Raw genomic sequence first — 11,430 nt, forward strand, 5'->3', positions numbered from 1 at the left:
TGTGCTCCTTGTCGAGTCAGTGGACGGGAAGAGTGCCGGTCGGGGCCAGGCCCAGGTGCTCGGCGATCCGGGCGCGGTGCCAGGCCGCCGAGCCCCAGTCCGCGGCGAGTGCCCACGCGCGCTTGGCGTACAGGTGCAGGTCGTACTCGGTGGTGTAGCCGATGGCACCGTGGCACTGGATCGCCGTACGGGCCACCAGCTGGGCGGCCGCCGAGGCCAACGCCTTGGCCAGCGACACGTCGCGGGCCCGGTCCGGGTCACCGACCGCCACGGAGAAACCGGCGCGGGCCACCGCCGGAGCGGCGAACTCCACCTGCAACAGCGCCGAGGCGAGCTGGTGTTTGACCGCCTGGAAGCTGCCCACCGGCACCCCGAACTGGGTACGCGAGCCGACGTGGTCGACGGTCATCTCCAGCATCCGCCGGGACAGCCCGATCAACTGGGCCGCGGCACCGAGCACCCCGCGTTGCCAGGCCCGCTCGATCACCACCGGATCGTCGACCACGCCGAGCACGGTGCCCCAGCCGATCCGGCACAGGTTCGCGGCCGGGTCCACCGCGGGCACCGGCTCGCGGCGGGCGTCGGACAGATCGACGAGCTCGACCGGTCCGCTGCCGCCCCAGCCGCCCCGCACCAGCAGGGCGGCCCGGCCGGCGAACCGGACCAGACCGGCGCCGGTCGGGTCGGCCGCGCAGACCATCCCGCCGGTGAGCAGCCGTCCGGCCAGACCGGCGGCCTCGAAAAGGGCCGACGCGACGCCGACCGTCTCCAGCACCGGCAGCGGGGCCGCGGCCCAACCGGACTCGGTCAGCAGCGGGACCAGATAGTTCTCGTCCAGGCCCAGGCCGCCGGAGCGCTCCGACAGCAGCATCCCGGGCGCGCCGAGCTCGACCAACCCGCGGTCCAGCGCGTCGATCGCCGGCGCGTCCGGCGCGGACCGGACCACCGCCGGCGGGCACAACCGTTCCATCAGCTCGTGCACGACCTCACGCAGGTCCTGCTGTTCGGCCGTCAACGCGAACCGCATGCGATCACTTCCTCGGCAGGCCGAGCAGCCGCTCGGCGACGATGTTGCGTTGGATTTCGTTGGTCCCGGCGTAGATCGGTCCGGCCAGCGAGAACAGGAATCCCCGGCTCCACGGATTGTCCGTCTGCCCCTGCGGGCCGAGCAGTTCCAGCGCCGCCTCGTGCAACCGGATGTCCAACTCGGACCAGTAGAGCTTGTTCAAGCTCGACCGCGCCCCGGGGGAGCGTCCCTCGACCATGTCGGTGACCTGCGCCAGCGTGAACAGCTGGTACGCCTGGGACTGCATCCACACCTCGGTGACCCAGTCGACGAGCGGATCGGCGGCGGCCTCCGGATGCGCGGCGGCCAACTCCACCAGGCGGTCCGCGGCACGCAGGAACCGGCCCGGCGAGCGCAGGGTGAGCCCCCGCTCGGACCCGGTGGTCGCCATCGCCACCTGCCAGCCCTGGTCCACCTCGCCGAGCACCGCGCTGTCCGGCACGAAGGCGTCGTCGAAGAACACCTCGGCGAAGCCCTCGTCGCCGTCGAGTCGCTCGAAGCCGCGTACCGTCACGCCTGGGGTGTCCAGCGGCACGAGGAAGTACGTCAGGCCGCGGTGCCGCTGCGCCGCCGCATCGGTGCGGAACAGTCCGAACAGGTGGGTGCAGAACGCGCCCCGGGTGGTCCAGGTCTTCTGCCCGGTCAGCCGCCAACCGCCGGCCTCGTCGTCGCGCTCGGCCCGGCTGCGGATGCCGGCCAGGTCGCTGCCGGCCCCGGGCTCCGACCAGCCCTGGCACCACAGGTCCTGCGCGGCCGCCATCCGCGGCAGCAGGGTGTCTCGCTGCTCCTTCGTGCCGAACTCGAACAGCGTGGGCGCCAACAGGAAGATTCCGTTCTGGGTCACCCGCTGCGGGGCGCCGGCCCGGTAGTACTCCTCCTCGAAGATGAGCCACTCCCACAGGGAGGCGTCACGGCCGCCGTACTCCTTCGGCCAGGAGACCACCGACCAGCCGGCGGCGAACAATTCCCGCTCCCACTCCAGGTGCCGGTCGAAGCCAGCACGGGTGTCGCCGGAGGGCAACGGCTCGGTCGGCACGTGGGTGGCCAGCCACTCCCGCGCCTCCGCCCGGAATGCCTCCTCGGATCCGCTCCAGGTCAGGTCCATCGCAATCTCCGTAGTCTCACCGTCAGCGGTACCGACGTAGCTCCTGGCGGGCCACCGTGCGGATGTGCACCTCGTCCGGCCCGTCGGCGATCGCCAGGATCCGGGCACTGGCCCACATCCGGGCGATCGGAAAGTCCTCGGTCACCCCACCGCCGCCGTGTGCCTGGATGGCCCGGTCGAGCACCGCGCGGGCCACCCGCGGTGCCACCACCTTGATCGCCGCGATCTCGGTGGCCGCCCCCTTGGCGCCCACCCGGTCGATCAGCCAGGCGGTCTTGAGCACCAGCAGTCGGGCCTGCTCGATCTCCATCCGGGACTCGGCGATCCAGGTCCGCACCACACCCTGGTCGGAGAGCGGCCCGCCGAACGCCTCCCGCGACATGGTCCGGCGCACCAGCAGCTCCAGGCCGCGCTCGGCCATGCCCAACGTCCGCATTGCATGGTGTACCCGGCCCGGCCCCAGCCGGGCCTGCGCGATGGCGAAGCCCTCGCCCTCGCCGCCGAGCAGGTTCGCCACCGGGACGCGTACGTCGGTGAACCGGATCTCGCAGTGCCCGTGCTGGTCGTGGTAGCCGAAGATGGGCAGCGAGCGGACGATCTCGACGCCCGGCGTGTCGACCGGGACGAGCACCATCGACTGCTGCCGGTGCGGTTCGGCCGTCGGGTCCGTCTTGCCCATCAGCACCAGCAGCTCGCACCGCGGGTCGGCCGCGCCGGTGGTCCACCACTTGTGCCCGTTGATCACGTACTCGTCGCCGTCGCGCACGATCGAGGTGCTGATGTTGCGGGCGTCGGAGGAGGCCACCCCGGGCTCGGTCATCGAGAAGCCCGACCGGATCCGCCCGTCCAGCAGCGGATCCAGCCAGCGGGCCCGCTGCTCTGGCGTGCCGAACAAATGCAGCAGCTCCATGTTGCCGGTGTCCGGGGCCGCGCAGTTCAGCGCCTCCGGTGCGAGGTAGGGCGAGCGTCCGGTCAGCTCGGCCAGGTAGGCGTACTCCAGGTTGGACAGCCCGGACAGGTCCGGCAGGAAGAGGTTCCACAGGCCCCGGCGGCGGGCCTCGGCCTTCAGCTCCTCGACCACCGGCGGGAGGGTGTGGCTGCGCGGGCCGGCCTGCTCGAGCTGGGCGGCGTACACCGGCTCGGCGGGGTAGACCCGCTCGGCCATGAACTCCTCGAGCGCCGCCAGCAGTCCGCGGGCCCGTCCACTCGGGCCCAGATCCATTCCCGCGTACGCCGTCCCGGTGGTGGTCACGGCCGCTCCCCGATACTCAGGACGATCTTTCCCACCGCGCCACGGTTCATCACGGTGGCCAGCGCGGCGGCCGCCTCGGCCAGTGGGAAGTGCCGGTCCACGTGCGGCCGCAGCAGGCCCGACGAATACCACTCCAACAGGCGGGACATGTTCGCCGAGTTGGCCTCGGGATGCCGGCCGGCCCAGGCGCCCCACAGCACGCCGAGCAGTTCGCCCTCCGTCAGCAGCAGCCGGTTCATCCCGACGCGCGGGATGTCACCGGAGGCGTACCCGACGGTCAGGTAGCGGCCGCCCCAGGCCAGCGCCCGCACCGCGGTCTGCGCCGCCGGACCGCCGACCGGGTCGTAGACCACATCCACCCCGGTGCCGCCGGTCACCTCGTTCAGCCGTGCGGCCAGGTCCTGTTCGCGGTAGTCGATCAGCTCGTCGGCTCCGTGCGCGGCGCAGAGCCGCAGCTTCTCCGCGCTGGACGCGGCCGCGATGACCCGCGCCCCGAGCGCCTTGCCGATCTGCACGGCGGTCAGTCCGACTCCGCCGGCCGCGCCGAGCACCAACAGCGTCTCGTCGGTCCGCAGCCGAGCGCGGTCCACCAGGCCGTGGAACGACGTGCCGTAGACGACGGGGAAGGCCGCCGCATGGTCCAGCTCCATCCCGTCCGGGATCCGGTGCACCCGCTCGGCCGCGACCGCGACCTGCTCGGCGTAGCCGCCGATGCCGCAGAAGGCGGCGACCCGGTCGCCGGGGGCCAGCCCGGTGACGCCGGCACCGACCGCCCGGACGGTGCCGGCTACCTCGCAGCCCGGGCTGAACGGCAGCGCCGGCTTCGTCTGGTACGTGCCGGCGACGATCAGTCCGTCCGGGAAGTTCACCCCGGCGGAGCGCACGTTCACCACCACCTGGCCCGGGCCGGCGACCGGGTCGGGCACCTCGGCCTCGACCAGGTTCTCCGGCCCGCCCAGGGCGCGGCACAGCATGGCCTTCACCCGTTTCCCCTCAGGTCGCCGGGGACTCGGACGGCTTGCCGAACTGGTCGCGGATCCGGTCGGCGACCCCGGCCAGGTTGAGCTCGAAGGTGAAGCTCTGCTCGAATCGGTAGCTCTGGTTGACGTCCCACAGGTCGATGCCGTTGAGCGACGCCTTCGCCGCGCGGATCACCGTCGGGTCCTTCGCCGCGATCTGCCGGGCCAGCTCCAGGGCGGCGTCCCGCAACCGCGCCGGCGGCACCACCGCGTGTACCGACCCATAGGCCTGCAGTTCGGCGGCGGTGGCGGTGGCCGCCGTGTAGACCATCGCCCGCATCCGGTGCTGCGGCACCAGCCGGGCCAGGTGGGTCGCCGCGCCGAGCGCGCCCCGGTCGACCTCCGGCAGGCCGAAGGTGGCGTCCTCGGCCGCGACGATCATGTCCGCGTTGCCGACCAGGCCGATCCCGCCGCCCAGGCAAAAGCCGTTGACCGCGGCGATGACCGGCACGGGGCACTCGTAGACCGCCTTGAAGGCCGCGTAGCAGCCGCGGTTGGCGCCGAGCAGCGCGGTGAAGCCCTCGGTACGCTGCATCTCCTTGATGTCCACGCCGGCGTTGAAGCCGCGCCCCTCGGCGCGCAGCACCACCACGCGTACGGCCTCGTCGGCGCCGGCCGCGTTCAGCGCGTCGGCGACGGCGAACCAGCCGGCCACCGGCAGCGCGTTGACCGGTGGGTTGTCCATGACGACCTCGGCGATGCCGTCGGCGTCGACGCTCAGGGTGACGATCCGGCGGTCGGTCGCCGGGGACTGCTCACGCGACATGGGTCGCCTCCTGCTCGGGTTGCGCCGCGTCGGGCACGACGAATGTCGACCACACCGTGACCGCCGTGCCGCCGGTCTGGCGGCGGCAGGTCAGCTCCACGTCCACCCGGCGCTCGCCGTCCTGCTCGTACTCGCGCAGCACCTCGCCGTGGCAGGTCAGCGTGTCGCCCGGCCAGACCTGCTCGAGGAACCGGATGCGGAAGCCGCGCACGTTCTCCGCGCCGAGCCAGTCCGTCGCGTACGTGCCGAGCAGGCCGGCCTGCCACATGCCGACGGAGAACGGGGTGGGGAAGCCGGCCGCCCGAGCGAACTCCTCGTCGTGGTGGATCGGGTTCATGTCGCCGGACGCGCCCTGGTAACGCACGAAGTCGGTGCGGGTGACCGGCCCGACCGTCCAGGGGGCGGGCGCCGCTGGGACACTCATGCCATCGCCTCGTCTGCTCGGGACTGGTCCGCCGGCGGCCGCGCGGTCTCGACGCCGGTCAACCGGCCCTGGGCCACCAGCCGGCCGGTCTCGTCCCGGAACTCGGTGACCATGACGGCGAAGGTCAGCTCGCCGCCGCGGCGGCCCTGCTTGGTGTAGATCTCGCTGATGTGCGACTGGCAGGTCAGCCGGGTGCCGGCGCGTGGCGGCGGGCCGAAGAAGGTGTACTCCTGCTCGGCGTGCAGGCCGCGCCGCTGGTCCAGCTCGACGGCCGGCCAGGGGTCCGCCTCGCCGGACTGCCAGAAGAACGTGGTGGTCAGGAACGTCGGCGGGACGACGGGCTGCTCGGCGTCCAGGTACGCGGGGTTCGTCGAGCGGGTGGCCCGCGCGAACTCGCGGATCTTGCCGCGTTCCACGTCCATCCGGAACGGGGCGCCCCGGGTGCCGACGGCGTCGGGATTGGCCATCTGATGCTCCTCCGGCTCAGGGGTGCTGGCTGCTGACCGAGACGATCTCGCCCGTCATGTACGACGAGTAGTCGCTGGCCAGGAAGACGAATACGTTGGCGACCTCCCACGGCTCCGCCGCCCGGCCGAAGGCCTCCCGGGACGCCAGTTCGGCGAGCAGTTCGTCGCTGGTGACCCGGGCCAGGTGGGCGTGGACCGCGATGCTGGGCGCCACGGCGTTGACCCGGATGCCGTACTCGGCGACATCCATGGCGGAGCATCGGGTCAGCGCCATCACGCCGGCCTTCGCGGCCGCGTAGTGGGCCTGCCCGGCCTGGGCGCGCCAGCCGAGCACCGACGCGTTGTTGATGATCACGCCGCGGCGGCGGGGCACCATGTGCCGCAGCACCGCCCGGGTCATCTTGAAGGCGGAGGTCAGCGTGACGCCCAGCACCGTGTCCCACTGCTCGTCGGTCATCTCCAGCACGCTCACCATGCCGCCCAGACCCGCGTTGTTGACGAGTACGTCGATGCTTCCGTACTCGGCGGCGACGGTGTCCACCAGCTGGTTGATCTGCCGCTGGTCGGTCACGTCGCAGGGCACCGCGAGCGGCCGGACGCTGGTCAGCTCGGCCAGCCGGTCGGCCGCCTCGGCGAGGCGCCGCTCGTGCCGGTCGCTGATGGCCACCCGGGCGCCCTCCTCGGCGCAGCGGCGGGCGGTGGCGTATCCGATGCCGGTGCCGGCGGCGGCGGTCACCAGCACGGTGCGGCCGGCCAGCAGGTTGTGGGCGGGGCCGGCCCAGCCGGCCGTGGTGGGTTCAGACACGCGCGCGCAACTCCTTGTCGATCTCGGCCACGGTCCAGCGGGCGCCGTGGTCGACGCTCCAGCCGTAGCTCCAGCCCATAAGCTGCCGGATCTCGCCGCCCTTGGCGTAGTAGACCGCGCCGTTGGCCGGGCAGTCCGCGGTCAGCAGCCAGGCCACCAGTGGTGAGACGTTGCCGGGGTGGTAGACGTCGAAGGCGTCCGGGTCGGCCGGTGCGGCCACCATCTCGCCGATGCCGGGCAGGTCCTGCGTCATGCGGGTACGGGCGACCGGGGTGACGGCGTTGACCCGCACGCCGTACCGGGTGAGCTCCTGGGCCAGGATCACGGTCAGCGCGGCGATGCCGGCCTTGGCCGCGCCGTAGTTGGTCTGGCCGACCGCGCCGATCAGGCCGGAGGTCGAGGGCACGTTGACCATCGCGGCGTTCGGCCGGCGGCCCGCCTTGGACTCGTTGCGCCAGTGCTCGGCGAAGATTCGGCTGGGCGCGAAGGTGGCGCGCAGCTGTCCCCGGATCACCGCGTCCCAGTCCTCCTCGGACATGTTCACGAACATCCGGTCGCGGAGGATGCCGGCGTTGTTGACCAGCCCGTGTACCGCGCCGAACTCGCTGAGCGCCAGCGCCAGCAGTTCCCGGGCGCCGGCGAGGGTGGCGGCGTCGGCCGAACTGGCGACCGCCTGCCCGCCGGCTGCCCTGATCTCGTCGGCGACGGCCCGGGCCACCGCCGGGTCGGCGTTGCGGCCGTCGGCGTCGGCGCCCACGTCGTTCACCACGACCCGGGCCCCCTCCGCCGCGGCGAGCAGTGCGTGCTCGCGGCCCAGGCCCCGGCCTGCGCCGGTGATCACCACAACGCGATCGTGCAGTGCGGACACGGCCACTCCTCCTAGCAAGCGCTTGTTTGGTTAGGCTAATGGGCGGTGCATTCGTCGTCAATGCCGGCGCCGCTCCCGTGGATCGGCGCGCCCGGCGAGGGAACGGCCACGGCGGGTCGTTGGCCGGCGCGGCGGCTGCGGCGCGACCCAGGGGTCGTGCGCCGCGGTGCTATCGGGAGGTCACGCCCCGAGGCGGCGCAGCACCTCCGCCGCCTCGGCCACGATCCGGTCGATCAGCTCCTGGCAGCTCGGCAGGTCGTCGATCAGCCCGACCACCTGGCCCGTCGCCATGATGCCGACGTCGGTCCGGCCCTCCAGGAGGGCGGCCCGGTAGAGCATCGGAGCGTTGGCGGCCATCACCACCTGGCTCCAGGTCAGCTCGTGACCCTTCTTCATGGCCAGGCCCTCGCGGGCCATGTCCGACCACCGGCTGCCGGATAGCTTCCGGAAGGCGACCGCGTTGCGGGCCGCCCGGATCAGGCGTCCGGCGCCCGACGTCTTCTCGATCCTGTCGATCGTGCCGGCCCGCAGCACCCGTTGCGGCACCCCGTCGACCTCCCGGGTGAGCACCGTGTCGTTCACGGTCTTCGAGAGGTAGACCTCCTTGACCGCAGGCGCGACCGGGGAGTCGGTGGTCAGCAGGAACCGGGTACCCATCGCGATGCCGGCCGCGCCGTACGCCAGCGCCGCAACCAGCCCGCGGCCGTCGAAGAAGCCACCGGCCCCGATCACGGGGATGTCCACCGCATCGACCACCTGCGGCAGCAGCAGGCTGGTCGGCACGCCACCGGTGTGGCCCCCGCCCTCACCGCCCTGCACGATCACCGCGTCCACGCCCCAGGCCGCAACCTTCTCGGCGTGGCGGCGGGCCCCGATCGAGGGCACCACCACGAGCCCGGCGTCCTTGCACTTGCCGATCAGGTGCTGCCGGGGCGCCAGCGCGAACGAGGCGACCCGCACCCCGGCCGAGATCAGCAGCTCGATCCGGCGCTCCACGTCGGGCTGGTCGGCCCGGAGGTTGACTCCGAACGGTCGGTCCGTCCGGGCCTGCACCGCGTCGATCGCGGCGGCGAGCTCCTCGTACGACAGCAGGCCGGCGGAGAGGATGCCGAGCCCACCGGCGTTGGCGGTGGCCGCGGTCAGGCCAGCGTCGGAGACGTAGCCCATCCCGGTCTGCACGATCGGGTAGCGCACCCCGAACAGCTCACAGGCCCTGGTGTGCAGCGCCGACGGGACCGCACCTGACGGCTGCCTCGTCGGGCCATCTCCCGCTGGCCGGGTCATCCGGCCACCTCCCGGTCGCGCAGCCCGCGCGGGTCGAGCACCTCGCGGATCAGCCGCAGCTCCGCCGCGGAGGGCAGCCGGGTCTGCGGCACCTCGTCGCCGGCCTCCAAGGGGAAGCCGGTGGCGGCCTGCACCTGTTCCACGGTGACGCCGGGGTGGACCGAGGCGACGCGCAGCGTGCCGTGCTCGGGGTGGTAGTCGAAGACGGCCAGGTCGGTGACGACCCGGCGCAGGTCGTGGTAGCGGCTCGCGCCCGGCCCCGCCTGCGCGGCCCGGTCGTTGCCCACCCCGGAGACCATGTCGACCCGCGGCACGAACACCCGGGTGCTGTGCCGGGGAACCCAGTAGCTCGTCGGGTGGCAGACGGTGTTGCCCGGGGCGCCGCGCACGCCGAGGAGTTGCACCTTCGGCCGCCGGTAGTCGCCGACCGCCGAGATGTTCGTGTTGCCGTACCGGTCCACCTGGCTCGGGATCATCATGACGTGCCGCTTTCCGTGCCACACCAGATCGAAGATGGTGCGGAACGGGGCCCACGCCTCGACCTCGCCCGTGGCCGGCGTGCCGACCGGCCAGGCCCCGCGCACCAGGTACGACTCGCCGTCGGAGATCAGCAGGTCGGGGGAGAAGGTCTCCCGGGCCAGCCGTACGCCGATGGCGGGGATGGTGCCGAAGGCGCTGGCCAGCATCTCCCCGCTGTCCCGGAAGGCGTCCGCGCAGGCGACCACGCACACCTCGGCCCGGCTGGCGACGGCGTCGCTCGCCTCGGCCCGCGGGTCCATCACGTTCGTCATGCCGACACCTCCTGACAGCGGGCCGCCACGGCCGCCTGGTAGTCCGCCTCGGAGCCGGCCAGGTAGCGGTCCCGGAAGGCCTGCCAGGCCTCCGGATCGGCTGCCGCGCCGGCGTACTCCCGCTGGAAGTCCTCGTCCCGGTCGTAGTCGGGAGTGCACGAGGTGAAGTGGGCGCCGTTGGGCGCCTCCACCACGCCGGTCACCAGCAGCCGGTTGATCCGCAGAGTGGCCGGGTGTGCCGCCGCGGTCAGTTCGGCGGTCGGCAGGATCTTCTCGCAGGACATGTAGGCCTGCTCGGCGGCCATGCAGTACAGGTCGTCGAAGTACGGGTCCGGCCCGAGGAACTGGCCGTTGCCGTGGATGTCGGCCCGGTTCATGTGGATCAGCGCGGCGTCCAGGTGCAGCGGTGGCATCGCCACCACCTCGTCACCACCGTACGGGTCGGCGACGGTGCGCAGGTGCGGGTTGTGGGTCAGCACGTCCGAGCCGAGGCCGGCACGGGTGGGCAGGAACGGCAGCTTGAGGCCCGCCGCGTACAGCCCCCACTGGAGCATGCCCTCGTCGTATTCGACGACCTCGATCGCGCCCGCCTGTCGCGCGGCCCGGAAGTGCGGGTCCAGGGCGATCGAGTCGAGCGAGACGAAACCGAAGACGAGCTTGCGTATCTTGCCGGCCGCGCAGAGCAGCCCGACGTCGGGTCCGCCGTAGGTCACCACGGTGAGATCCCGCAGGTCGGACCGGAGGATCTCCCGGACCAGGGCCATCGGCTTCCGGCGGGATCCCCATCCGCCGATCCCGATGGTCATCCCCGAGGTGAGCCGGCTGACCACGTCCTGCGCGGTCATCCGTTTGTCGGCCATTGCAGCTCCCGATTCTCTTCGCACCGTAGCAAGCGCTTGGTTGGCACCTTAGCAGTCCCGGTCCGCCCGTCAACATCTGTCGGCTCGCTGAGCGGCGGGCGGGCCGGTTGGCTGGCGGACGGCCCGCTGCTAGAGTCGCACACCAAGCAAACGCTTGCTTTGTGATTGTCGACTTCGTCCCTGAGGAGGCCCCGGTGAGCGATCTCGCCGCCCGCATCGACCGGCTCGAGTCGGTGGAGCAGATCCGTCAACTGGCGTCGCGCTACGCGCACGCCCTGGACAGCCGGGATGTCACCGCGCTCGCCGCGCTCTTCGCCAGCGACGTACGGGTCGGGGACGGCCGGGTGGGCCGAACCGCCCTGGCCGAGTGGTTCGACGGGGTCCTGCGGCCCTACCGGGTGACGTTCCACCTCATCGGCAACCACGTCATCGACTTCACCGGCCCGGACACCGCCGACGGGCTCGTGCACTGCCGGCCCGAGCACGAGGTGGGCGACCAGTGGATCGTGATGCCGGTGATCTACCACGACCGCTACGTCCGCGAGGGGGACGGCAGGTGGTACTTCCGCAGCCGCAAGCCCAAGCCCTTCTACGCGGCGGACGTCCGGCAGAACCCGCTGCAGGTGCCGGGGCGGTTCAACTTCCCGGACAACCCGTACCTCACCGAGTCCAGTCTGCCGGAAGGCTGGCCGAGCTGGCGGCGGTTGTGTGTGTGTGTGTGGG

General features: G+C 72.4%; 13 protein-coding genes. 1 reads left to right on the plus strand and 12 read right to left on the minus strand.

The window, feature by feature from the left end:
• Positions 1-16: 16 nt before the first annotated feature.
• From AB0I41_RS29465 to AB0I41_RS29520, 12 genes are all read right to left on the minus strand, one after another.
• Positions 17-1,027 (minus strand): acyl-CoA dehydrogenase, encoded by a 1,011-nt coding sequence (locus AB0I41_RS29465; protein ID WP_357113850.1) that lies wholly within the window; start codon positions 1,025-1,027, stop codon positions 17-19.
• 4 nt (positions 1,028-1,031) lie between these two features.
• Positions 1,032-2,171 carry an acyl-CoA dehydrogenase family protein gene (locus tag AB0I41_RS29470; RefSeq protein WP_357113851.1) on the minus strand — a complete coding sequence of 380 codons (1,140 nt, stop codon included), beginning with the start codon at positions 2,169-2,171 and terminating at the stop codon, positions 1,032-1,034.
• 22 nt (positions 2,172-2,193) lie between these two features.
• Positions 2,194-3,393, minus strand: a complete 1,200-nt coding sequence (locus AB0I41_RS29475) for an acyl-CoA dehydrogenase family protein (RefSeq protein ID WP_357113862.1) — start codon at positions 3,391-3,393, stop codon at positions 2,194-2,196.
• 26 nt (positions 3,394-3,419) lie between these two features.
• Positions 3,420-4,397, minus strand: a complete 978-nt coding sequence (locus AB0I41_RS29480) for an NADPH:quinone oxidoreductase family protein (protein WP_357113863.1) — start codon at positions 4,395-4,397, stop codon at positions 3,420-3,422.
• 19 nt (positions 4,398-4,416) lie between these two features.
• Positions 4,417-5,208, minus strand: coding sequence for an enoyl-CoA hydratase family protein (locus tag AB0I41_RS29485; protein ID WP_357113852.1), 792 nt, complete (start codon positions 5,206-5,208; stop codon positions 4,417-4,419).
• Positions 5,198-5,632: a MaoC/PaaZ C-terminal domain-containing protein gene (locus AB0I41_RS29490; protein WP_357113853.1), complete on the minus strand. Its 435-nt coding sequence runs from the start codon at positions 5,630-5,632 to the stop codon at positions 5,198-5,200. Before AB0I41_RS29490 ends, AB0I41_RS29485 begins: the two co-directional genes overlap by 11 nt.
• Positions 5,629-6,099, minus strand: coding sequence for a MaoC family dehydratase N-terminal domain-containing protein (locus AB0I41_RS29495; protein WP_357113854.1), 471 nt, complete (start codon positions 6,097-6,099; stop codon positions 5,629-5,631). The genes AB0I41_RS29490 and AB0I41_RS29495 overlap by 4 nt, the downstream gene beginning before the upstream one ends.
• A gap of 16 nt (positions 6,100-6,115) precedes the next feature.
• Positions 6,116-6,904 carry an SDR family oxidoreductase gene (locus AB0I41_RS29500; RefSeq protein WP_357113855.1) on the minus strand — a complete coding sequence of 263 codons (789 nt, stop codon included), beginning with the start codon at positions 6,902-6,904 and terminating at the stop codon, positions 6,116-6,118.
• A complete protein-coding gene (locus tag AB0I41_RS29505) occupies positions 6,897-7,772 on the minus strand; it encodes an SDR family NAD(P)-dependent oxidoreductase (RefSeq protein WP_357113856.1) in 876 nt (291 codons plus the stop codon). Before AB0I41_RS29505 ends, AB0I41_RS29500 begins: the two co-directional genes overlap by 8 nt.
• 180 nt (positions 7,773-7,952) lie before the next feature.
• Entirely contained in the window at positions 7,953-9,056 is a 1,104-nt protein-coding gene (locus AB0I41_RS29510) for a nitronate monooxygenase (RefSeq protein WP_357113857.1), read from the minus strand.
• The gene (locus AB0I41_RS29515) at positions 9,053-9,847 is read right to left on the minus strand and encodes a CoA-transferase (RefSeq protein WP_357113858.1); all 795 of its coding nucleotides are present in this window, start codon (positions 9,845-9,847) and stop codon (positions 9,053-9,055) included. Before AB0I41_RS29515 ends, AB0I41_RS29510 begins: the two co-directional genes overlap by 4 nt.
• On the minus strand, positions 9,844-10,707 hold the full coding sequence (locus tag AB0I41_RS29520; protein WP_357113859.1) for a CoA-transferase: 864 nt from the start codon (positions 10,705-10,707) through the stop codon (positions 9,844-9,846). Before AB0I41_RS29520 ends, AB0I41_RS29515 begins: the two co-directional genes overlap by 4 nt.
• A gap of 194 nt (positions 10,708-10,901) precedes the next feature.
• On the opposite strand from AB0I41_RS29520, the gene AB0I41_RS29525 reads away from it, so the two are divergent.
• A partial coding sequence (locus tag AB0I41_RS29525; RefSeq protein ID WP_357113860.1) for a nuclear transport factor 2 family protein occupies positions 10,902-11,430 on the plus strand: 529 nt, incomplete at its 3' end.

Source organism: Micromonospora sp. NPDC050200 (assembly GCF_040656135.1).
Taxonomy (GTDB): domain Bacteria; phylum Actinomycetota; class Actinomycetes; order Mycobacteriales; family Micromonosporaceae; genus Micromonospora.